This window comes from Pseudomonas sp. YeP6b (assembly GCF_025642995.1).
In the GTDB taxonomy this organism is placed as follows: Bacteria; Pseudomonadota; Gammaproteobacteria; order Pseudomonadales; family Pseudomonadaceae; genus Aquipseudomonas.
This window is the reverse complement of sequence record NZ_CP080090.1, coordinates 2,391,016-2,413,248: the sequence shown is the minus strand read 5'-3', so window position 1 is coordinate 2,413,248 and position 22,233 is coordinate 2,391,016. Positions and strand designations below refer to the sequence as shown.

Annotated in this window: 18 protein-coding genes; 7 read left to right on the top strand and 11 right to left on the bottom strand. The window is 59.9% G+C overall.

What is annotated here, in order from left to right:
* The first annotated feature begins 93 nt into the window (after positions 1-93).
* The 3 genes from rdgC to sugE all read left to right on the top strand — a co-directional run bounded on the left by rdgC (position 94) and on the right by sugE (position 2,603).
* The gene (rdgC, locus tag KZH41_RS10880; protein WP_010567523.1) at positions 94-1,014 is read left to right on the top strand and encodes a recombination-associated protein RdgC; all 921 of its coding nucleotides are present in this window, start codon (positions 94-96) and stop codon (positions 1,012-1,014) included.
* A gap of 203 nt (positions 1,015-1,217) precedes the next feature.
* On the top strand, positions 1,218-2,183 hold the full coding sequence (locus KZH41_RS10875; RefSeq protein WP_242155238.1) for a bile acid:sodium symporter family protein: 966 nt from the start codon (positions 1,218-1,220) through the stop codon (positions 2,181-2,183).
* A gap of 105 nt (positions 2,184-2,288) precedes the next feature.
* Positions 2,289-2,603 carry a quaternary ammonium compound efflux SMR transporter SugE gene (gene sugE / locus KZH41_RS10870; protein ID WP_010166396.1) on the top strand — a complete coding sequence of 105 codons (315 nt, stop codon included), beginning with the start codon at positions 2,289-2,291 and terminating at the stop codon, positions 2,601-2,603.
* Positions 2,604-3,766: 1,163 nt separating this feature from the next.
* Here the strand turns inward: sugE and KZH41_RS10865 are convergent.
* The 3 genes from KZH41_RS10865 to KZH41_RS10855 form a co-directional block, all read right to left on the bottom strand.
* On the bottom strand, positions 3,767-5,641 hold the full coding sequence (locus KZH41_RS10865) for an MFS transporter (protein WP_242155235.1): 1,875 nt from the start codon (positions 5,639-5,641) through the stop codon (positions 3,767-3,769).
* 67 nt (positions 5,642-5,708) lie between these two features.
* Positions 5,709-6,857, bottom strand: a complete 1,149-nt coding sequence (locus KZH41_RS10860; RefSeq protein ID WP_242155234.1) for a TDT family transporter — start codon at positions 6,855-6,857, stop codon at positions 5,709-5,711.
* 114 nt (positions 6,858-6,971) lie between these two features.
* On the bottom strand, positions 6,972-8,159 hold the full coding sequence (locus KZH41_RS10855) for an MFS transporter (RefSeq protein ID WP_263274801.1): 1,188 nt from the start codon (positions 8,157-8,159) through the stop codon (positions 6,972-6,974).
* A 91-nt stretch (positions 8,160-8,250) separates the two neighbouring features.
* Between KZH41_RS10855 and KZH41_RS10850 the strand changes: the two genes are divergently transcribed.
* Entirely contained in the window at positions 8,251-8,796 is a 546-nt protein-coding gene (locus KZH41_RS10850; RefSeq protein WP_094953827.1) for a TetR/AcrR family transcriptional regulator, read from the top strand.
* 376 nt (positions 8,797-9,172) lie between these two features.
* On the opposite strand, the gene KZH41_RS10845 is transcribed toward KZH41_RS10850, so the two are convergent.
* The 5 genes from KZH41_RS10845 to KZH41_RS10825 all read right to left on the bottom strand — a co-directional run bounded on the left by KZH41_RS10845 (position 9,173) and on the right by KZH41_RS10825 (position 13,708).
* On the bottom strand, positions 9,173-10,114 hold the full coding sequence (locus KZH41_RS10845) for an IS110 family transposase (protein ID WP_263274766.1): 942 nt from the start codon (positions 10,112-10,114) through the stop codon (positions 9,173-9,175).
* A 417-nt stretch (positions 10,115-10,531) separates the two neighbouring features.
* Entirely contained in the window at positions 10,532-11,311 is a 780-nt protein-coding gene (locus tag KZH41_RS10840) for an ABC transporter permease (protein ID WP_094953721.1), read from the bottom strand.
* Positions 11,308-12,240: an ABC transporter ATP-binding protein gene (locus KZH41_RS10835; protein WP_094953720.1), complete on the bottom strand. Its 933-nt coding sequence runs from the start codon at positions 12,238-12,240 to the stop codon at positions 11,308-11,310. Before KZH41_RS10835 ends, KZH41_RS10840 begins: the two co-directional genes overlap by 4 nt.
* Before the next feature lie 134 nt (positions 12,241-12,374).
* Positions 12,375-12,992, bottom strand: coding sequence for a glutathione S-transferase family protein (locus KZH41_RS10830; protein WP_094953719.1), 618 nt, complete (start codon positions 12,990-12,992; stop codon positions 12,375-12,377).
* A 56-nt stretch (positions 12,993-13,048) separates the two neighbouring features.
* Positions 13,049-13,708: a transglutaminase-like domain-containing protein gene (locus KZH41_RS10825; RefSeq protein ID WP_263274800.1), complete on the bottom strand. Its 660-nt coding sequence runs from the start codon at positions 13,706-13,708 to the stop codon at positions 13,049-13,051.
* 191 nt (positions 13,709-13,899) lie between these two features.
* Here KZH41_RS10825 and KZH41_RS10820 point away from each other — a divergent pair, with 191 nt between their 5' ends.
* Positions 13,900-16,347: an acyl-CoA dehydrogenase gene (locus KZH41_RS10820; protein ID WP_094953717.1), complete on the top strand. Its 2,448-nt coding sequence runs from the start codon at positions 13,900-13,902 to the stop codon at positions 16,345-16,347.
* An 89-nt stretch (positions 16,348-16,436) separates the two neighbouring features.
* Positions 16,437-16,844, top strand: a complete 408-nt coding sequence (locus KZH41_RS10815; protein WP_083359297.1) for a PA2817 family protein — start codon at positions 16,437-16,439, stop codon at positions 16,842-16,844.
* 127 nt (positions 16,845-16,971) lie between these two features.
* Here KZH41_RS10815 and KZH41_RS10810 read toward each other — a convergent pair whose 3' ends face one another.
* Entirely contained in the window at positions 16,972-17,904 is a 933-nt protein-coding gene (locus tag KZH41_RS10810; protein ID WP_094953716.1) for a LysR family transcriptional regulator, read from the bottom strand.
* 89 nt (positions 17,905-17,993) lie between these two features.
* Between KZH41_RS10810 and KZH41_RS10805 the strand changes: the two genes are divergently transcribed.
* Positions 17,994-18,620, top strand: coding sequence for an alanyl-tRNA editing protein (locus KZH41_RS10805; protein WP_263274799.1), 627 nt, complete (start codon positions 17,994-17,996; stop codon positions 18,618-18,620).
* Positions 18,621-19,969: 1,349 nt separating this feature from the next.
* Here the strand turns inward: KZH41_RS10805 and KZH41_RS10800 are convergent.
* Both KZH41_RS10800 and KZH41_RS10795 read right to left on the bottom strand, forming a co-directional pair.
* Positions 19,970-21,544: an alkaline phosphatase D family protein gene (locus tag KZH41_RS10800; RefSeq protein ID WP_263274798.1), complete on the bottom strand. Its 1,575-nt coding sequence runs from the start codon at positions 21,542-21,544 to the stop codon at positions 19,970-19,972.
* Positions 21,541-22,095 carry a GNAT family N-acetyltransferase gene (locus KZH41_RS10795; protein WP_242155226.1) on the bottom strand — a complete coding sequence of 185 codons (555 nt, stop codon included), beginning with the start codon at positions 22,093-22,095 and terminating at the stop codon, positions 21,541-21,543. Before KZH41_RS10795 ends, KZH41_RS10800 begins: the two co-directional genes overlap by 4 nt.
* Between the last annotated feature and the right edge of the window lie 138 nt (positions 22,096-22,233).

Below are 22,233 nucleotides of genomic sequence, written 5' to 3'. Positions count from 1 at the left end.
TTTTTTCAGCCCTTCCAATGGCTTAGGCAGGGTTGGCCTCAGGCGATATCAAGAGAATAATGCCCCCCTTTGTATAAAGGAGAGACTCACCCCATGTGGTTCAAGAACCTGCTTATCTATCGCCTGACCCAAGATCTGCCTGTTGATGCCGAGGCGTTGGAAGCGGCCATGGCCACCAAACTGGCGCGCCCTTGTGCCAGCCAGGAGTTGACCACTTACGGTTTCGTCGCCCCTTTCGGTAAAGGTGAAGACGCTCCCCTGGTTCACGTCAGCGGTGACTTCCTGCTGATCGCCGCGCGCAAGGAAGAACGTATCCTGCCGGGTAGCGTGGTGCGTGACGCACTCAAAGAGAAAGTCGAAGAGATCGAAGCCGAGCAAATGCGCAAGGTCTATAAAAAGGAACGCGACCAGATCAAGGATGAAATCATCCAGGCCTTCCTGCCGCGCGCCTTTATTCGTCGCTCGTCGACCTTCGCCGCCATCGCGCCGAAACAGGGTCTGATCCTGGTCAACTCGGCCAGCCCCAAGCGCGCCGAAGACCTGCTGTCGACCCTGCGTGAAGTGATCGGCACCCTGCCGGTTCGCCCACTCACAGTAAAAACTGCGCCAACCGCGATCATGACCGACTGGGTCACGACCCAGAAGCCGGCCGATGACTTCTTCGTCCTCGACGAATGCGAGCTGCGCGACACCCATGAAGACGGCGGCATTGTGCGTTGCAAGCGCCAAGACCTGACCGGCGAAGAAATCCAGCTGCACCTGACCACCGGTAAAGTCGTGACCCAATTGTCCCTGGCCTGGCAGGACAAGTTGTCCTTCATGCTCGACGACAAAATGACCGTCAAGCGCCTGAAGTTCGAAGACCTGCTGCAAGACCAGGCAGAACAGGACGGCGGCGACGAGGCCCTGGGCCAACTGGACGCCAGCTTTACCCTGATGATGCTCACGTTCGGCGAGTTCTTGCCGGCGCTGATCGAAGCACTGGGTGGTGAAGAAACCCCACAAGGCATCTAAAGCCATGTGAAGATCAAAATGTGGGAGCCGGCGTGTGTGGGAGCTGGCTTGCCTGCGATCGCATCACCTCGGTACAACTCAAGGCCCGAGGTGCCTGCATCGCGGGCAAGCCCAGCTCCTACGCACGCCCGCTCCCACATTTGATTGGGTTTCCAAGCAGGCATCGGCGTTACCGAACTTAACTAATAACAAGGACATCCCCCATGCGCGCACTCGCCGCCTTGAGCCGCTTCGTCGGCAATACCTTCGCCTACTGGGTGTTGATTTTCGCGGTGCTCGCCTTCCTCGAACCCGGTTGGTTCATCGGCCTCAAAGGCGCCATCGTGCCGCTGCTGGGCCTGGTGATGTTTGGCATGGGGCTGACCCTCAAACTTGAAGACTTCGCCGAAGTCGCGCGCCACCCGTGGCGCGTGGCCCTGGGCGTGGTCGCGCACTTTGTGATCATGCCGGGCGTGGCCTGGTTGCTGTGCCGGGTGTTCAACCTGCCACCGGAAATTGCCGTCGGCGTGATCCTGGTCGGTTGCTGCCCAAGTGGCACTTCGTCCAACGTAATGACCTGGCTGGCCCGCGGCGACCTGGCGCTGTCGGTGGCGATTGCCGCCGTCACCACCCTCCTCGCCCCGCTGCTGACGCCGGCACTTATCTGGCTGCTGGCCTCGGCTTGGCTGCCGGTATCGTTCATGGAATTGTTCTGGTCGATCCTGCAAGTGGTGTTGCTGCCGATCGTGCTGGGCGTGGTCGCGCAACGCGTGCTTGGCGAGCGTGTCCGCCATGCGGTGGAGGTACTGCCCTTGGTGTCGGTGGTGAGCATCGTGATCATCGTCGCCGCCGTGGTTGCCGCCAGCCAGGCGAAGATCGCCGAGTCGGGCCTGTTGATCATGGCCGTGGTAATGCTGCACAACAGCTTCGGCTACCTGCTGGGCTACTTCACCGGCCGGCTGTTCAAGCTGCCGTTGGCGCAGCGCAAGTCGCTGGCGCTGGAAGTGGGCATGCAGAACTCCGGGTTGGGCGCTGCCTTGGCCAGTGCGCACTTTTCGCCATTGGCGGCGGTGCCGAGTGCGCTGTTCAGCGTCTGGCACAATATTTCCGGGGCGCTGCTCTCGACTTACTTCCGCCGCATGAGCGAAAAGGAAGACCGCCGCGTATTGGAAAACACGCCGCAAACTTGATCGCCTGATCAATTTTCGGCACTCTACCAAACTTCGCGGGGACGACCCCGCGACGCTGTCGAGCGCTTTCCAGGGGACGACCCCACTTTTAGAAGAGAGGTCATCATGTCCTGGATCATCCTGTTTTTTGCCGGGCTGTTTGAAGTGGGCTGGGCGGTCGGTTTGAAGTACACCGACGGCTTCAGCAAACCGCTGCCCACCGCCCTGACGATTGCCGCCATGGCCATCAGCCTCGGCCTACTGGGCCTTGCCATGAAAGAACTGCCGCTGGGCACGGCCTATGCGATCTGGACGGGCGTGGGCGCAGTGGGCACGGTGATCGCCGGGATTATCCTGTTTGGCGAATCCATGGCGCTGTTCCGGTTGGCCAGTGTGGCGTTGATAATTTGCGGGCTTATTGGGCTCAAGATCAGCGCCTAAGCCACAACCGCTATCGCAGGCAAGCCAGTTCCCACACTCGACCGCGTTCGCCTGAACACCTCGGTCACCTGTGGGAGCTGGTTTGCCTGCGATGGGCATAGGTATCTACGCAACTTCTTGTGTCGTGCTAGGCCGATGACGGGTTTTTAGGTAGATATGGGTACATATCCGTTGCTGCGGTAACGGCTTCGTAGGGTTCCGCCCTTACGGCGGGTCACTTTTGGAAAAGAGCCCCAAAAGTAACCAAAAGGGCTCTTGCCCCACCACTCGGTGCCTCGCCTAGGCTCGGCATGCCCTCACTCCGGCTTGAATCCGTGGGCCGCCGCCATGGGCCATCCTTGGCCCATCGCGGCTAACCCGGCGTCCTGCCGGGTTACCCACGGATTCAAGCCTGCGTTCGGCCATCGTGGTTAACGGGGCGCCTCAGATCAAGATCAAGATCAAGATCAAAAGCAAGAGCACGGCGGCCTAGTAGCCGACCTGAGTGGTAGAAGCAAAAGCAGGGCAAAAGCACAGCAGCACACTCTCTGTCTGATGTACCGAGATCCAACTGTGGGAGCGGGCTTGGCTGCCAGCACCGCAGTGCTCTGCTTTTCTGTGGGAGCTGGCTTGCCTGCGATGCAAGCACCTCGGTGTGTCAGGCATAACCAGCCGATGCCATCGCAGGCAAGCCAGCTCCCACATTTGATTGAGTTTCATCTTCCAAGATCAGGTCGGCTGTCAGGCCGCCTCGGCTTGCTTTTGATCTAACCACTCAGGTCGGCTACTAGGCCGCCGTGCTCTTGCTTTTGATATTGATCTTGATCTGAGGCGCCCCGTTAAACCACGCTGGCCGAACGCAGGCTTTGGAGCGGGGGTAAACCGGCAGGACGCCGGTTTAGCCGCGATGGGCCAAGGATGGCCCATGGCGGCGGCCCACGGTCCAAAGCCGGAGTGAGGGCACACCGAGCCTAGGCGAGGTGCCGAGTGGTGGGGCAAGAGCCCTTTTGGTTACTTTTGGGGCTCTTTTCCAAAAGTGACCCGCTGTAAGAGCGGAACCCATAGCAGCCGTTACCCAAATAACGGATATGTACCCCGCGCCCCCGCGACAACCAAAGAACTCAACCCATAAAAAGATGTGTAGATACCGATGCTGCGATGGGGCCCGAACAGCCAGCAGAAAACTACCTGACACTCCCGCGCAACACGCCTACGCGTTCCTGCAACTGCGCAGGTGTCGCCGCCTCGGCCGTCACCGGCTCACCCGCCACCAACGTGACATGCGACCAGATCCGGTGAAAGAACCCCTTGCTCGGATCGCGACTGAAAAAACTCCCCCACAAGCCCTGCAACGCCATCGGAATCACCGGCACCGGCGTCTCCTCCAAAATGCGCGTCACGCCACCGCGGAACTCATTCATCTCGCCGTCCCCGGTCAACTTGCCTTCCGGGAAGATGCACACCAACTCGCCTTCCTTCAGGTACTGGGCAATGCGTGTGAAGGCCTTTTCGTAGATCTGAATATCCTCGTGACGCCCGGCAATCGGAATCGCCCCGGCGGTGCGGAAGATAAAGTTAAGCACTGGCAAGCGGTAGATCTTGTAGTACATAACAAAGCGAATCGGCCGACGCACCGCGCCGCCAATCAACAAGGCATCGACAAACGACACGTGGTTGCACACCAGCAACGCCGCGCCTTCATCCGGAATCAGCTCAAGGTTGCGGTGTTCCACGCGGTACATGGAATGGCTGAGCAGCCAGATCATGAAACGCATGGTGAACTCGGGGACGATTTTGAAGATGTAGGTGTTGACTGCGATGTTGAGCAGCGACACCACCAGAAACAACTCAGGGATCGACAGCTTGGCCACGCTCAGCAGCAGGATCGACACGATGGCCGAAACCACCATGAACAACGCATTGAGAATGTTGTTGGCCGCGATCACCCGCGCGCGCTCGTTCTCGGCGGTGCGCGACTGGATCAGCGCGTACAACGGCACGATGTAGAAACCGCCGAACACGCCCAAACCGAGGATATCGAACAACACCCACCAGGCCTGGCCGTAACTGAGTACGGCCAACCAGTCGTTGGCCTGGACGTTCTGCGGGAAGCCGCCGGAGTGCCACCACAGCAACAGCCCGAACACGGTCAGGCCGAATGAACCAAACGGCACCAGGCCGATTTCGACCTTACGCCCGGAGAGCTTTTCGCAGAGCATCGAACCGAGGGCGATACCCACGGAGAACACCGTGAGAATCAGCGTCACCACGGTTTCGTCGCCGTACAACCATTCTTTGGCGTAGGCCGGGATCTGCGTGAGGTAGATCGCGCCGACAAACCAGAACCACGAGTTGCCGACGATCGAGCGCGACACCGCCGGCGTCTGCCCCAGGCCCAGGCGCAAGGTGGCCCAGGACTCGCTGAAAATGTTCCAGTTCAGGCGCAGCCCTGGCGTAGACGCCGCCGCGCGCGGAATGCTGCGGCTGGCCAGGTAACCCAGCACCGCCACGCCGACAATCGCCACGGCCACTATCGGTGCGTAATGGGTAGACGACATCATGACCCCGGCGCCAATGGTGCCGGCCAGGATCGCCAGAAACGTGCCCATCTCCACCAGGCCGTTGCCGCCCACCAGCTCATCGTCCTGCAATGCCTGGGGCATGATCGAGTACTTCACCGGGCCGAACAGCGCCGAGTGCGTGCCCATGGCAAACAGCGCCAGCAGCATCAACTCCAGGTGATTGAACAAAAAGCCCGTGGCGCCGACGGCCATGATCACGATCTCGCCGATCTTGATCGCGCGGATCAGCGCGTCCTTGTTGAATTTCTCGCCAAACTGCCCGGCCAGCGCCGAGAACAGGAAGAACGGCAGGATAAACAGCAAGGCGCACAGGTTGACCCAGATGGAGCGGTCACCGTCGATGGTCAGCTTGTAGAGAATGGCCAGGATCAGCGATTGCTTGAAGATGTTGTCGTTGAAAGCGCCCAGTAACTGGGTAATGAAAAACGGCAGGAAGCGCCGTGTGCGCAGCAAGGTGAATTGTGAGGGGTGGCTCATCGTCCGTGTTCCTGCGTGGCCTGTAGGCTATTGTTGATTTTCAGGCCACGACTTTACCTAATCCCGCTTACTTATTCCCTAGTCCTGCAATGCAAGGCGATACAAAAAGCTCACCTTTATAGGCGCCCAGCACGGTGCGCGTGGCGACGAGCAGCCACATCAGCGCCAAGGCCACCACCAATACGCAGCCAAACAGGCTGAAAAAACCCAGGTGCAGCACGCTCGCAAGCTTCAGCGTGGCCAAGGCGTAGACGCCCAAGGGGAAGGTAAAGCCCCACCAGCCGAGGTTGAACGGGATACCGGCGCGCAGGTAACGCAGGGTGATCAACACGGCGATCAGCATCCACCACAAGCCGAAGCCCCACAGGGTGATGCCGGCCACCAGGCCGAGGCCGTTGGCCATCTCGCCTACGCCTGGCAACCCGTTGGCCGCGAAGATCGCCGGCGCGTCGCCGCCCAGCAACAGCATGCCGAGGGCACCGGTGCCGATAGGCCCGAGGGCCAGCCAGCTCGACGCGGCCATGTTGGCGTGGGGCAATTTGTGCAAGGCCATGCGCAGCATCAGGATGGTCAGGATGCTGAACGCCACCGGCAGCGAAAACGCCCACAGCACGTAGCTGGTCACCAGCATCACCAGTTGCGAGTGAGCATCGGCCAGGTGCGGCGCCAGCAGGCCACCGCTGGCGGCGGCGACTTCAGCGGCGACTACCGGCAACAGCCACACGGCGGTCATCTGGTCGATGCTGTGTTCTTGGCGTGTGAACATCATGAACGGGATCAGCACGCCACAGGCCAACGCCATTGCCACGTCCAGCCACCATAAGGCTTCGGCCAACGGCACCACATCGGCGCCCCAGCGCGGCAGCCCGAACAGCAGCAAGCCATTGATAATCGTCGCCAAGCCCATGGGAATGGTGCCGAAGAACATCGACACCGTGGAGTGCCCGAAGATGCGCCGCGCCTCGTGGAAAAACATCAACCAGCGCGCCGCGTACAACACGCTGAACAGCACAAACAGGCCGATGGTGAACAGCCACAGCCCTTCGGCAATCGCCTGCAGGCCGGGGAGATTGATCGGCAATTGGGCCAGCGCAAGGGCCAGCACGCCGGTGCCCATGGTCGCGGCAAACCAGTTGGGGGTGAACTGGCGTATCACTTCCCGTGGGCGGGTCAGGTGACTGAAGGGTTTGTAAGTAGCGGTATTAGAGCAAGTCATGTTGGTAATCCTCTTCCTCGCATGAGGTTGAGATCATCATAGAACCTGAACGAATATCTATATAACGGGTAATATCTCTAACTGTTATCTACTTTACCAATATAGAGACACTGACTAGGCCGCCGCCTTGGCCTGCGCCGAATCCTGCAGCAGCAAACCGGCCAAGGCACTCAGGGCCAGCACGATGAGCACGGCGCCGTAGCCATCGGTAGTGGCGATCAGGCCAAACACTCGGCTTAGGTTACCCGCCAGCAGCGCGGGCACGCAGAACGCCAAGTAGCTCAGGACATAAAACGCCGACATCAACCCCGCCCGCTCATGAGGCAATGCCAAGCTCACGATACTGCGCACACTGCCCATGAACCCGCCGCCGAAGCCCAAACCTGCGATCACACTGGCAGCAAAGAACAGCCACAGGCTGGCGCTCTGCACTGCCACTAGCAGCAACGCCACGCCCACCGCCAACAGCACCGCCGAGAGGCGCATGACCTTGTCTGCCGGGCGATCACGCAGGCTGTAGATCATCACCGCACCGCTCAAGGTCACGACCGCCACCAGGCCGCCGCCGATCAGGTGCGAGGTCGAGCCGGTGGCGGCGCGCACCAGCGAGGGCGCCAACGAGGAAAAGAACCCACCCAGTGCCCACACCGCCACATTCAGCGGCATCACCAGCCACAAGCCCCGGCGCGCTTGCGCGGGCACATGCAGGGTGGGCGCCAGCGACTTCAGGGCACCCGGAATGCGGCTGACGGTTTCCGGCAAGCGCCACACATAAAGCGCCTGCAGCAGCATCAAGCCCAGCAGCGTGAAGTAAATCAATTGGGTCGGGCGTGGGCCGTACTCCACCAGCAAGCCGCTGCCCAAGGCGCCACTGGCCATGCCCAGCAGCGGCGCGAGGCTATTGAGCATCGGGCCGCGCAGGCGGTCGGTGTCCAGCAGCGTTGCCGCCAGCACCGCGGTTGCCGTGCCGGTGGCGAAACCTTGCAGCGCTCGGGCGGCTATCAGGTAGGCGGTGCTGTCAGCGTTGATAAACAACAGCATCGACACAATATTGAGGATCAGTGCGACGAAAATCACCGGCTTGCGCCCCACATGGTCCGACAGCGAACCGACGGTCAGCAGCGCCGCCAGCAAGCTCACGGCATACACGCCAAAGATCACCGTCAGCATCGCTGCGGAGAAATGCAGGTTGTCCTGGTAAACCTGATACAGCGGCGTCGGCGCGCTGGACGCAGCGAGGAAGGTCAACATGGTGATGACCAGGAACGCCAGGCTGGAACGTTGAGAAATGACGCTAGGCATGTGCACACTCCACTAAAGCTAATATTTTGCTTTTGCGGAGTGTGCTACCGGCAAGCGCTTAAAGCAAATTCTTTGTGTTAAGGTTTTACGCATGGCGATTAAAGAAGGCCTTCGCCCGGGGGGCCGCAGTGCCCGGGTTCAAGAATCAGTGCATAACGCCGCGCGCGAACTGCTGGAAGCCCATGAGCGTTCCAGCGTTACCGTGCCGATGATTGCTGCGCGCGCGGGCGTTACGCCCTCGACCATCTACCGCCGGTGGGGCGACTTGGCTGCCCTGCTCGCCGACGTGGCGCTGGAGCGCCTGCGCCCGGACACCGAGCCCGCCAACACCGGCACCCTGCGCGGTGACTTGCGCGCGTGGGGGGAGCAATACCTGGATGAAATGAGCTCTGAGCTTGGGCGCAACATGATGCGCGACGTGCAGTGCAGTCATCCCAAGGACTATTGCAGCAACATTCTAATGGGCCAGTTGCAGATTATTCTCGACCGTTACCAAAGCAGCATCGATGTGCTGCCGACGCTGGATCGGTTGCTGAATTTGATCGCGGCGCCCACGGTGTATCGCAGCCTGTTTGCCAGTGCGCCGTTGCCGGTTGAAGAACTGCATGAATTGATTGAGCTGGCACTGAAAGGCTAAGAGCCCAACACCGATAAAACTGTGGGAGCTGGCTTGCCTGCGATGCAAGCACCTCGGTGTGTCAGGCATAACCAGCCGATGCCATCGCAGGCAAGCCAGCTCCCACATTTGATTGAGTTTCATCTTCCAAGATCAGATCGGCTGTCAGGCCGCCTCGGCTTGCTTTTGATTTGCTTCAACCACTCAGGTCGGCTACTAGGCCGCCGTGCTCTTGCTTTTGATCTTGATCTTAGGCGCTCCGTTAAACCACGCTGGCCGAACGCAGGCTTTGGAGCGGGGGTAAACCGGCAGGACGCCGGTTTAGCCGCGATGGGCCAAGGATGGCCCATCGCGGCGGCCCCCGCTCCAAAGCCGGAGTGAGCAACCGTGTCGAAATTCAAGCCATTTCAGCGAAATGCTTTTGATCGCGCACCATCGCATTCAAGATCGTCAGCAGCTTTCTCATGCATGCAACCAGCGCTACTTTCTTCGTCTTTCCTGCAGCAAGCAGATGGTTGTAGAACCTCTCGATCACCGGGTTATGGCTCTTCGAGGACAAGACGGCCATGTAAAGCACACTTCGAACCTCAGCTCGACCACCCCATATCCGTCTACGCCCTTTGTAGAGGCCGCTATCGCAGTTAAAAGGCGCCACACCAACCAAGGCAGCCACTTGTTTGCGATTAACCTTGCCCAGCTCCGGAACCATCGCCAGCAGCGAAAGTGCGAGCACGTTGCCAACACCAGCGACCTCGCGTAGCAAATCATAATTGGCCTTCCAGACCGGGGAAGCCTTGATGGCTTCGTGCAAGTCATCGTCTGTGCTTTTAAGCCGCTTTTGAAGCCAGGTGATATGTGCCTTGATGTCTCTTCGAAGTGCCTTGAATACCGCCTGCTTCAGCCGAGACTCCTCCGCCACGATCATGTCGATGAGTTGGCGGCGTCGAGTGAGTAGATCTGCCAGCTCACGAGTGTGTTCATCTGGCATCTCTCGAATCTCGGGTTTGACCGCCTGGGCAAACTCCGCAATCACCTGGGCATCCAGAGCATCGGTTTTAGCCAACCGACCGGTAGCTTTGGCGAAATCACGCACCTGGCGGGGGTTGACGACAACGACTGGCAGTCCCGCAGCGCAAAGCTCCGCAGCCGCAAGCCGCTCATACCCCCCAGTTGCTTCCAACACCACCAAAACCGGCTCCTGAGCCTTGAGATGTTTAGCTAAACGCTGGATACCTTCTTGAGTATTGAAAAACTGTTCGACTTGGCCAGTGGTGCTGACAAATGAGTCGAGCTTGTTTTTGGAAACATCAATTCCGACAAACGCAGAGTCATGGTCCATGGTGTTTTCCTCACGTCCAACCTTGCAGAATCGGGCTTCGCGCCCTGGCAACCGTTCGGACTAGTTTAGGAAGGAATCTGCTTCGACCCACGCTCACTCACGATCTCGAAATCCGAGGGCATAACGGTCTGAAGCAGATGAAAATCATCTTACAAGGGCACACCGAGCCTAAGCGAGGTGCCGAGTGGTGGGGCAAGAGCCCTTTTGGTTACTTTTGGGGCTCTTTTCCAAAAGTGACCCGCTGTAAGAGCGGAACCCTACGAAGCCGTTACCGCAGCAACGGATATGTACCCAGCGCCCCCAAGACAACCACAGTACTCAACCAATACCTATGCTGCAAAACTCCCCCATTAGTTCCGCGCACCCAATAAAAAACGGCCTCATCAAGAGGCCGTTTCTTTGCAACCGACTAACTACTTACGTACGCATCCCACGCCCGCTCACCAGCAACCGCGCGCAACCGATATACAGCACCACGGTGGCCACCAGCATAAAGGTAATCGCCACGCTGATCTTGATATCCGACACACCCAGGATGCCGTAGCGGAAGGCATTGACCATATGCAGCACCGGGTTGGCCAGCGACACGGTCTGCCAGAACGGCGGCAACAAGGTGATGGAGTAGAACACCCCGCCCAGGTAAGTCAGCGGCGTCAGCACGAACGTCGGAATGATCGAAATATCATCGAAATTGCGCGCAAACACAGCGTTGATAAAGCCCAGCAGCGAGAAGATCGTCGCGGTCAGCACCACCACCAGAATAGTAACCCCAAGGTGATGCACTTGCAGGTGGGTAAAGAACAGTGACAGCAAAGTCACGATCACGCCGACCATCAAGCCACGCAGCACGCCGCCCAAGGTGTAGCCGATCAGAATCGTGTGCGGCGACACCGGCGACACCATCAGTTCTTCGATGGAACGCTGGAACTTACTGCCGAAGAAACTGGAGACCACGTTGCCGTAGGAGTTGGTGATCACCGACATCATGATCAGGCCCGGCACGATGTACTCCATGTAGGTGAAGCCACCCATGTCGCCGATCTGACGGCCGATCAAGTTACCGAAAATCACAAAGTACAGGACCATGGTGATCGCCGGCGGCAGCAAAGTCTGCGGCCAGATCCGGGTAAAGCGCTTCACTTCACGGTAGACAATCGTCTGCAGCGCGACAATGTTGGGTTGCAGTTCAGAACTCATACCGCCACCTTCGCCAGATTTTTCTCCACCAAGGACACGAACAACTCCTCAAGGCGATTGGTTTTATTACGCAGGCTCAGCACTTCGATGTTCTGGGCGGCCAGTTGGGTAAACAACGCAGTGATGCCCATGGCTTTGTCCACCTGGACTTCCAGGGTGTGGGCGTCGACCAGGCGGCTTGGGTAGCCAAGCAGTTGCGGCGCCACCGGCAGATTGTTTTTCACGTCGAGCAGGAAAGTTTCCACATGCAACTGGCCCAGCAAGTTACGCATGCTGGTGTTCTCGACGATGGTGCCATGGTCGATGATGCCGATGTTGCGGCACAGTTGCTCAGCCTCTTCCAGGTAATGAGTGGTGAGGATGATGGTGATGCCCTTCTCATTCAGCTCGGTGAGGAAGGTCCACATCGAGCGACGCAGCTCAATGTCGACACCGGCGGTCGGCTCGTCGAGGATCAGCAGGCGCGGTTCGTGCACCAGTGCGCGAGCGATCATCAGGCGGCGCTTCATGCCACCCGAGAGCGAACGCGAAGGCACGTCGCGCTTGTCCCACAGACCCAACTGGGTCAGGTACTGCTCGGCGCGTTCCTTGGCGATTTTTGCCGGGATGCCGTAGTAGCCGGCCTGGGTGACGATGATGTCGAAGGTCTTTTCAAACTGGTTGAAGTTGAATTCCTGGGGCACCACGCCGATGGAACGCTTGAGCGCCGCCGGGGACTTGTCCAGGTCATGACCAAAAATATTCACCGTGCCGCTGGTCTTGTTGACCAGGGTCGAGAGAATGCCGATGGTGGTGGATTTGCCAGCGCCGTTGGGGCCGAGCAAGGCGAAGAAGTCACCTTCGGCAACGTCCAGATCGATACCACTCAGGGCCTGGAAACCGTTGCCGTAGGTTTTGGTTAGCTGCCGGATGGACAGAGCGGAACTCATATCGGAATACGCACCAAAGAAGGAAATAGGAACAGTAGATGAGGGCGCAGCCCAGGTAGTTCAACGGCGGCGCATGGCAGGCATGTTGCTTGCCCGCGCCGCACAAGTACAGTCACCCGTATTAATAGTGGGTATTAAGTCAACGCGGTCATCACGGCTTTGCGGTAGGCCGGGCGCTGTTGCAAGCGTTGGTACCAGGCCTCTAAATGGGGCATCGACGGGCGTTCGATGGGCATTTCAAACCAGGCATAAATGAAGCTGCCCAGCGGGATATCGCCCATGCCGATCGCGTTGCCCGACAGATACGGCTGCACGGCCAGTGCCTGCTCGACGGTGTGGAGCACATCAATACACGCCTGACGCCCGGCGTGGATGGTGTCCCAGTTCTGTTTTTCCGCCGGGGTGCGCAGTACGCCCCAGAACACGATCTTGAACGGTTCGGCGAAGGTGGACGTGGTCCAATCCATCCACTTCTCGGCATTCGCCCGCGCTTGCAGGTCGCTTGGGTACCAGTTCGACGCCTGCTTGGCGCAGAGGTAACGCACGATGGTGTTGGATTCCCAGAGCACAAAGTCGCCGTCTTCGATCATCGGCACCCGGCCATTGGGGTTCAACGCTCGGTATTGCGGCGTGTCGACCACACCAAAAGCTCCGCCCGCATCAATTGCTTCATAGTCCAGGCCGAGCTCCTCGGCGCACCACAGTGCTTTCCTGACGTTTGATGAATTTTTACGACCCCAGACTTTCAGCATGACCGCGCCTTATCGTTGATGAACATGGCTTGATGAACGCAGCAGCATACGCCGGTTCATGCGCGGCTTAAATCGCTCTGCAGGTCCCCCAGCAGGATCGGCATGTCCTCGGCAAACAGGTGCGGGTAACACTGCTGAATATGCGCGAAGAAAAATGCCTCCGGCACGTCGGAAAACTGCCCGTGGTCCAGCACATATTCCATCGAGCGCTGGCCCTGGCGATTGAACGCATGGAACACGCTGTCGTTGAGGCCATCGAATTCCAGCGGCGGTACATCAAACAATTCGCACAGCTGGCTGTTGAACGCAGGCGTGGCTTTGACCCAACGCCCGCGCAGGTACAACTCGGTATAGCCGTGCATGGCGAACACATCGCTTTTGAGCAAAGCGATCAGGCGTGGCGTCGAGAGATGATTGCGCACATCCGCCAGGCCGATGCGCGCCGGAATGCCGCAGTGGCGGGCGCAGGCGGCGAGCAAGGTGGCCTTGGGCACGCAGTAGCTCTCACCGGCAGCCAGGGCGAAGCTGGCGCTCAGGGTGCCTGGGTCGCGGCTGAAGGTGTAGGGGTTGTAGCGAATCGCCTCACGCACGGCGTAATAAAGACTGACTGCCTGGTCACGCAAATCCGCGCTGGGACCGCGATGTTTTTCCGCGAACTCCACCACCGCAGGGTGGTCACTATCGATGAAGCGGCTGGGACGCAGGTACGTATCCATGAGCGTTATCTCCGGAGGAAGCCTTGAGTCTAACGACAGGTCTGCCCTTGCGATAACGACGATTCGGCCAAATGTCGGCGCCTGGTGATCGGTGCTTCCTGTACAACTCGTTACACGCTCATCACCGCGCTTTTTCGGATGCCGACTAAGCTCCATGGTGGTTTCGCCCCTGGTTTCACGGAGGATTGAATATGCTGTTGTTGTGGATACTGGTTCTGGTGGTCGGCATTGCCTACCTGGCACACCGCCGCACCGCGCCCCTGCCCGCCCTGGGCGTGGTCGCCGTTTACCTGCTGGCGATGGGCGCCTGGAGCCACGCACCGGGTTGGCTGCTGCTGATCTTCTGGGTGTTGATCGCCCTCGTGGCCGCGCCCCTGCTGCTGCCCGACCTGCGCCGCCAATACTTCACCAAGCCGCTGTTCAGCTGGTTCCAGAAAGTCCTGCCGCCGATGTCCGAGACCGAGCGCGACGCGATTGATGCCGGCACCGTATGGTGGGATGGCGAGCTGTTCAGCGGTCGCCCCGATTGGGACAAGTTACTGGCCTACCCCAAGGCGCAACTGACCGAAGAAGAACAGGCCTTCATCGACGGCCCTACCGAAGAACTCTGCGCGATGGTCAGCGACTGGGAAATCGGCCAGGCCATGGACCTGCCGCCCGCTGCCTGGGAACACATCAAGACCCACGGCTTCTTTGCCCTGATCATTCCCAAGGAGTACGGCGGCAAGGGCTTCTCCGCCTACGCCCACTCCCAGGTTGCCATGAAGCTCGCGACCCGCAGCGGCGACCTGGCCTCCACGGTGATGGTGCCCAACTCCCTCGGCCCGGCTGAATTACTGCTGCATTACGGCACCGATGAACAACGCAACCACTACCTGCCGCGCCTGGCGCGTGGCGACGATATTCCGTGCTTCGCGCTGACGGGCCCGCTGGCCGGCTCCGACGCTGGCGCCATGCCCGACACCGGCGTGATCTGCAAAGGTGAATGGGAAGGCAAGGAAACCCTCGGCCTGCGCCTCAACTGGGAAAAACGCTACATCACGCTCGGCCCAGTCGCGACCCTGTTGGGGCTCGCGTTCAAGGCGCATGACCCGGACCACCTGCTGGGCGATAAAGAAGACTTGGGCATCAGCCTGGCGCTGATCCCCACCGACACCCCTGGCGTGGAAATCGGCCGCCGCCACCTGCCACTGGGCGCGGCGTTCATGAACGGCCCCAACTCGGGCAAAGACGTGTTCATCCCCCTGGAATTCCTCATCGGTGGCCAGGAGATGCTCGGCAAGGGCTGGATGATGCTGATGAACTGCCTGTCGGTGGGCCGCTCGATCTCCCTGCCCGCGGTGGGCACCGGCGCGGCCAAGTTCACCAGCCTGGTGACCGGCCAGTACGCCCAGGTGCGTGAGCAGTTCAACGTGCCGCTGTCGGCCTTCGAAGGTATCCAGGAAGCCCTGGCGCGTATCGGCGGCAATGCCTGGCTGATGGACAGCGCACGCATGCTCACCGCCAACGCGGTGGACCTGGGGGAAAAACCCTCGGTGCTGTCAGCGATCCTCAAGTACCACCTCACTGAGCGCGGCCGCGAGTGCATCAGCCACGCCATGGACGTACACGGTGGCAAGGGCATCATCATGGGCCCGAACAACTACCTGGGCCGTAACTGGCAAGGCGCGCCGATCTTCATCACCGTGGAAGGCGCGAACATCCTGTCGCGCAACCTGATGATCTTTGGCCAGGGCGCGATTCGCTGCCACCCGTTCGTGCTCAAGGAAATGGCCCTCGCCGGCCGTGAAGACCATGACCAGGCACTCAAGGAGTTCGACGGCTTGCTGATGCAACACATCGGTTTCGCCGTGAGCAACGCCGCCAGCACTTTGGTGCTGAACCTGGGTGTTGGCCACTTCGAGAAAGCCCCGGGCAACCGCCTGAGCCAGGGTTACTTCCGTGCGCTTAACCGTCAGGCAGCCGCATTTGCCCTGCTTGCCGACTTGAGCATGATGCTGCTGGGCGGCGAGTTGAAACGTCGCGAACGCCTGTCGGCGCGCCTGGGGGATGTGCTGAGCCACATGTACCTGGCGTCGGCAGCGCTCAAGCGCTATCACGACCTGGATTCGCCGGACCATCTGGAACCGCTGTTCGCCTGGGCCATGGAAGAAAGCCTCGGCGAATCGGAACGCGCGCTGGATGAGCTGCTGAGCAACTTCCCGAACAAGGTGCTCGGCTGCCTGCTGCGGGTGATCGTGTTCCCGTTCGGGCGTCGCCATACCGGGCCGTCCGATGCGCTGGATGCCGAAGTAGCCGCCGTCATCGGTCGCGCCAAAGGCGACCCGACCCTCGAAGAACTGCTGGCCGGCTGCTACCGTCCGCAATCGGCAGAAGACCCGGTCGGCGCCCTGCAACATGCCTACGACTTGCTCGGTGCCAGCCAACCGCTGCAGAAAAAGCTGCACGCCGCGCTGAAAAGCGGCCAAGTCAAACCGAGTGCCGGTGAGCATGCCATCGATGCCGCACTGCACGCCGGAGTGCTGCAACCGGCCGAAGCGCAAACCCTGCGCGACGCCGAAGCGGCACGGCGCAAGGTGATCGACGTGGATGATTTCAGCAAGGAAGAGCTGACCCAGGCTGAGGGTAAAGTCCGCTGATCACCCACGCCCTATAAGCTAAGGTGATATAAATACGGGCGCGAGAGGCATATACTCTCGCGCCCGTTTTTGCTTTGAGGACTTATCTCGTGTCCAACGTCGTTGCCGATCATCTCGTCTTGCTCGACCACTTGCGCAGCATCCTGGTTGCCGTCGGCGAAGCCGAACAGGTGCCCGAGGAAAGCCATACCCTGTTCCTGGAGCGTTTCGACGAATTGCGCGCCCTGCTGCCGATCGACCCGATCGAAAGCCAGTACCTGGGCCAGGACATAATGAGTCAGGTTATCCTGCGCTACCCGCAAATCGCCCACTTGGTGCCGCGCGACCTGCTGTGGTTCTTTGGCGGTGACTGCCTGCACTTCATGCCGGATGAAGAACTGGACCTGTACCAGGCCCTGGAAGAACGTCGTTTCGAAGCTGAACAGAACGACGAACCGTTTGACTGGAACCAGGAAAAACAGCTGCTGGCCATGCCGCAGGATCAAAGCAAGCACTGATCCCAGCGAACAAACGCTCTTCTATGGGAGCTGGCTTGCCTGCGATGGAGTCGCCAAGGTTTTGACTTCCAGACCGAGTCGCCTGCATCGCAGGCAAGCCAGCTCCCACATGAGCCAGCGCCTACAATCAGCGTCGACGCAACGTCGGCTCCTTCGCCATACACGCCACCAGATAATCAATAAACACGCGTAACTTCGGCGGCAGATACCGCGTCGGCGAATGCAGCAACCACGCCTCGCCATGGTAGGACGCAATAAAATCCCACGCTGGCAACACCTGCACCAACCGCCCCTGCTCCAGCGCATGCCGCGCGGTGAAATACGGCAAGCTGCCAATCCCCACATGCTGCAACACCGCGTCCAGCCTCACCCCAGTGTGGTTCGCCGCATAGCGACCGCGCACCCCGACCGTCACCGCCTTGCCGCCCTGGCGGAATTTCCAGCGTGAATCGCCCGGCGTTTCGCCGAGGTAAATACAACTGTGCTCAAGCAAATCATGCGGATGGTCCGGCGTGCCGTGCTCGGCCAGGTACTGCGGGGTGGCGCACAGCAAGTGTTCGATGGGCAACAATTGTCGGCCAACCAGACCGGGCGGCGGGCTGTCGGTGATGCGAATACTCAGGTCGACGTTGTCGTCGATCAGGTCCACATGCCGGTCCTCAAGAATCAACTGCACATCCACCTTCGGATAACGCCGCAAAAACTCGGGCATATGCGGATGCACCACAAACCGCCCGACTGCCTTGGGCACGCTGACCCGCACCAACCCTTCGGCTTCGTGGGTGAACTGGCCGCTGATTTCCATCACCGAGCGCGCCGCGTTGACCATTTCCTGGCACCGCTTGAACACCTCTTCACCGCCCTCGCTCAGGCGCAACTTGCGCGTGGTGCGTTGCAACAGGCGCGTAGCCAGTGCCTGTTCCAGGCGTGAGATGCTGCGGCTTACCGCCGAAGGCGAAACGCTGAGTTGCCGCGCCGCTTCAGAGAAGCTGCCGGTTTCCACCACTTTGACGAAAATCGCCATTTCACCCAGCAGCGGCAAAGGAAGATTGATGCTCATGACGCACAGGTCCATTGATAATTGAACGGATTATCACCCATCCGCGCACTATTTATACTGCCCGTAGAACCCTGATGCGGATGTAAACGATGACTGAGCGCCTGTTTTTTACCCACGACCACCTGACTGCCGAGCTTGAAGTGCTGGCCTGCACCCCGCACGAAGGCCTGTTTGCCGTCACCTTGCAGTCGACGATCTTCCACCCGCAGGGCGGTGGGCAACCCTTCGACACCGGTTGGCTCGGCGACAGCCAGGTGCTGCGCGTCACCCAGGAAGCCGACCGAGTGGTGCATTACGTTGACCAGCCTGTGGAGCCTGGGCCGATCATCGCGCGGGTCGATGAACAGCGCCGCGCCCTGCACACACGCCTGCATTCTGCCGGGCATCTGATTGGCAGCGCCGGGGAGAGCCTGGGCTGGATGCCGATCAAGGCCCATCACTGGCCGGGCGAGTGCAAAATCACCTTTATTCGTGGCGAAGCCGCACAAGCCATGGACGCCGAGGCGATTCAAACTCAAATCAACCAGTGGATCGCCGCGGACTACCCGCGTCACATGGTCTTGGAAGATCGCACCCGCGAAGTAGGCTTCGGTGAATTACCCGCCTACGCCTGCGGCGGCACGCATGTGCAGGCTTTGAGCGAATTGGGCGAGGTGACGATACTGGGCTTGTCGGAGAAAAAGGGCACGTTGTCGGTGCGCTACGAAATCACCTGAAACGACACACGCGTTTTTGTGGCGAGCGGGCTTGCCCTAATGCCGTTCAGTTAGGCGAACGCAATGCCTAAAGCAGCGAAGATTAAATGTGGGAGCGGGCTTGCCCGCGATGACCATGGTATCTACGCAACTTTTTGTGTTGCGCTAAGTTTTTGACCGGGTTTTAGGTAGATATGAGTACATATCCGTTGCTGCGGTAACGGCGGCTATTGGTTCCGCCCTTACGGCGGGTCACTTTGGAAAAAGAGCCCCAAAGTAACCAAAGGGCTCTTGCCCCACCACTCGGTGCCTCGCCTAGGCTCGGCATGCCAGAACGAAGGCTTGAATCCGTGGGCCGCCGCCATGGGCCATCCTTGGCCCATCGCGGCTAACCCGGCGTCCTGCCGGGTTACCCACGGATTCAAGCCTGCGTTCGGCCATCGTGGTTAACGGGGCGCCTCAGATCAAGATCAAGATCAAAAGCAAGAGCACGGCGGCCTAGTAGCCGACCTGAGTGGTTGAAGCAAAAGCAGGGCAAAAGCACAGCAGAAGCAGATCTGCTTTTCTGTGGGAGCTGGCTTGCCTGCGATGCAGGCACCTCGGTGTATCAGGCATAACCAGTTGATGCCATCGCAGGCAAGCCAGCTCCCACATTTGATTGAGTTTCATCTTCCAAGATCAGGTCGGCTGTCAGGCCGCCTCGGCTTGCTTTTGATTTGCTTCAACCACTCAGGTCGGCTACTAGGCCGCCGTGCTCTTGCTTTTGATCTTAGGCGCCCGTTAACCACGCTGGCCGAACGCAGGCTTTGGGCGTGGGTAAACCGGCAGGACGCCGGTTTAGCCGCGATGGGCCAAGGATGGCCCATGGCGGCGGCCCACGCTCAAAGCCTGCGTGAGGGCACACCGAGCTTCAGGCGAGGTGCCGAGTGGTGGGGGCAAGAGCCTTTTGGTTACTTTTGGGCTCTTTCAAAGTGACCCGCCGTAAGGGCGGAACCAATATCAGCCGTTACCGCAGCAACGGATATGTACCCCCCCCGCGACAACCAAAGAATTCAACCCAAAAAAAGATGTGTAGATACCTATACCGCGATGACGTCGGCCCAGCAAACATTGATGTTGACTGACCCACCGCTTTCGCGGGCAAGTCGAATCGTCGCACCGCCGCTCCCACAGGGGATCTGCGCTTAACTGAACGGCATTAGGGCTTGCCCCGCGTTGGGGCGCGAAGCGGCCCTAATACAGCCACCGCATTTTTTCAGTAAGACTTAATCGCCAGGTTTTGGGGCTGCTTCGCAGCGCAACGCGGGGCAAGCCCGCTCGCCACAACAAGCCGCTCACCACATTGAGCTTGTGCTCAACCAAAGAGCCCATCAAACCGCAATCGCCCCCGCCCGCCCCGGCTCCACCACAAATGACTTGAGCGTCGACACCGTGGCGTTCGGATCGCGTGGGTCAGTAATCACGCGGAAGTTCGTCAGCATCTGTTGCGCCTCCAACGCCACCGAGACATACCCGCGCTGGCGACTGTCGAAGAACTTCACATGCGGGTTGAGCGGCAGGATCTGACTGAACGCCCCAAAAGGCGGACCATCGGAGGTCACCGAGCTGCCGACAAACTCGGTGGCAACGATGGGCGAGTCCGGGTTGTTGCCATCGGCGTGCAGGTCGGTGGTCCAGAACGAATGGATGTCGCCGCCCCAGAACACCGGATTGTTGAGCTTATGGCGCTGGATGGACGCCAGCATCCGTGAGCGATTGGCCATGTAGCCATCCCAGCCATCGGTCCAATGACCCACCTTGTGGCTGGTCAAGTCACGCTGGATCAGCGGGGCCACCAGCAAATCCTGAGCGATCACATTCCACTGCGCCTTCGATTGCGCAAAGCCCTGGTCCAACCACGCCTCCTGTTGCCAGCCGAGCAGGGTGCGGCCAAGGTCGCGCAAGCCTGCGCAGGTGTTGGAAGCGATGTGCCCCTGGTGACTGCCGTTGGCTTGGATACACGGCTGCTCCGAGCGGTACTGGCGCCCATCCAGCACATGAAAACGCGCCAGCCGGCCGTAATCCAGGCGCCGGTAAATGCGCATGTCCGGCCCCTTCGGCACACTGCTGGCGCGCAGTGGCATATGTTCGTAAAACGCCTGGTACGCCGCTGCTCGTTGCTGCAGAAATTGCGCCACCGGAATCTTCGAGTCCTGGGACCAGCGGTTGGCGTAGTCGTTCTGCACCTCGTGGTCATCCCAGGTCGCCACGCTGGGCGCTGCGGCGTGCAAGGCTTGCAGGTCCGGGTCGGTTTTATACAAGGCGTAGCGGTTACGGTAGTCAGTGAGGCTCACGGCATTGCCGCTGCCGTGGGGCCGAATGATCTTGCCCGAGTCCGCGGCGTAGGAGCTGTCGTAGATATAGTCGCCGAGAAAAAACACTAGGTCGGGTTGCTCGGCCGCCAAGTGGCGATAGGCGCTGAAATACCCGCGCTCCCAGTGCGAGCAGGAGACAAACCCCACAGTTGCCGCCGCCATGGCGTGCAGCGGCGGCGCGGTACGTGCCTGGCCCACCGGGCTCTGCGCGCCGAGGCTATCGAACTGATACCAATACGGCCTGCCCGCCTCCAACCCCGCGACCTCGATATGCACCGAATGGGCAAAGCGCTCAGTCGCCAGCACCTCGCCGTGCTTGACGATACGCGTCATCGCCGCATCGCTGGCCACGCGCCAACGCACCGGCACTGCGCGACTCAGCCCACCACGGCCATCCGCTGCATTGAATAACGGCGCCAGGCGCGTCCAGATCACAAAGCCATCCGGCAGTGGGTCGCCGCTGGCCACGCCGAGGGTGAACGGGTAATCCACCCCGGCGCTGCGCGCAAACGGGCTGAGGATTGCAAACGCGGTGGCGACTGCCAGCCCCGTCAGTACTCGACGCCGGCCCTGGTCCACCGCGTCACTCACAGTGCGCGCTCCCAGTCGTCGCGCACGGTGGCGAATACCAGCAAGTCCTCATACACGCCGTTCTTGAGAAACGCCTCGCGCATGCAGCCTTCATAACGCAGGCCGATTTTCTGCATGACCCGCGCCGATTCCTTGTTGCGACCAAAGCACTGGCTGCCGACGCGCTGTAACCCCAACTCGGTGAAGCCGAAATCCATCATCGTGCTCGCCGCTTCTGCCGCATAACCCTGGTTGCGGCAGTGCGCCGCGACCCAGTAGGCAAGGTGACCATAGTGGTGACGGGCGTTGATGCGCAGGCTGACCATGCCGATCAATTCGCCGGTTTCACGCAGGTGCATGCCCTGGCCCAACAGACCACCCGCCCGGTATTTTTCCTGCATCTGGCCAATAAACGTCTGAGCCACTTCCAAGGTGTAGGGCGACGGAATATTCGCCGTGTTATCAGCGATTGCGGGGTCGCTGACAAGGCGAAAAAGCGTCTCGGCCTGGTCCATTTCCAGTGCCCGCAAGCGTAGTCGCGGGGTCAACAATTGAGGCAATGCAGTCGGCATACGAAACGGCTCTGAAGATAAATTCCTCCAGAATGTGCGCGCTTCGTGTCAATTTCATTACGTCACAAAACTGCAAGGCAAATCATCTGTAAGACACGTCCTAGAGCCTTTAAAACGTAAATTAAAGTTAACCATTCG

Coding starts and splice junctions, on each gene's coding strand:
- rdgC (WP_010567523.1), top strand. CDS start 94: ATGTGGTTCAAGAACCTGCTTATCTATCGCCTGACCCAAGATCTGCCT.
- KZH41_RS10875 (WP_242155238.1), top strand. CDS start 1,218: ATGCGCGCACTCGCCGCCTTGAGCCGCTTCGTCGGCAATACCTTCGCC.
- sugE (WP_010166396.1), top strand. CDS start 2,289: ATGTCCTGGATCATCCTGTTTTTTGCCGGGCTGTTTGAAGTGGGCTGG.
- KZH41_RS10865 (WP_242155235.1), bottom strand. CDS start 5,641: ATGAGCCACCCCTCACAATTCACCTTGCTGCGCACACGGCGCTTCCTG.
- KZH41_RS10860 (WP_242155234.1), bottom strand. CDS start 6,857: ATGACTTGCTCTAATACCGCTACTTACAAACCCTTCAGTCACCTGACC.
- KZH41_RS10855 (WP_263274801.1), bottom strand. CDS start 8,159: ATGCCTAGCGTCATTTCTCAACGTTCCAGCCTGGCGTTCCTGGTCATC.
- KZH41_RS10850 (WP_094953827.1), top strand. CDS start 8,251: ATGGCGATTAAAGAAGGCCTTCGCCCGGGGGGCCGCAGTGCCCGGGTT.
- KZH41_RS10845 (WP_263274766.1), bottom strand. CDS start 10,114: ATGGACCATGACTCTGCGTTTGTCGGAATTGATGTTTCCAAAAACAAG.
- KZH41_RS10840 (WP_094953721.1), bottom strand. CDS start 11,311: ATGAGTTCTGAACTGCAACCCAACATTGTCGCGCTGCAGACGATTGTC.
- KZH41_RS10835 (WP_094953720.1), bottom strand. CDS start 12,240: ATGAGTTCCGCTCTGTCCATCCGGCAGCTAACCAAAACCTACGGCAAC.
- KZH41_RS10830 (WP_094953719.1), bottom strand. CDS start 12,992: ATGCTGAAAGTCTGGGGTCGTAAAAATTCATCAAACGTCAGGAAAGCA.
- KZH41_RS10825 (WP_263274800.1), bottom strand. CDS start 13,708: ATGGATACGTACCTGCGTCCCAGCCGCTTCATCGATAGTGACCACCCT.
- KZH41_RS10820 (WP_094953717.1), top strand. CDS start 13,900: ATGCTGTTGTTGTGGATACTGGTTCTGGTGGTCGGCATTGCCTACCTG.
- KZH41_RS10810 (WP_094953716.1), bottom strand. CDS start 17,904: ATGAGCATCAATCTTCCTTTGCCGCTGCTGGGTGAAATGGCGATTTTC.
- KZH41_RS10805 (WP_263274799.1), top strand. CDS start 17,994: ATGACTGAGCGCCTGTTTTTTACCCACGACCACCTGACTGCCGAGCTT.
- KZH41_RS10795 (WP_242155226.1), bottom strand. CDS start 22,095: ATGCCGACTGCATTGCCTCAATTGTTGACCCCGCGACTACGCTTGCGG.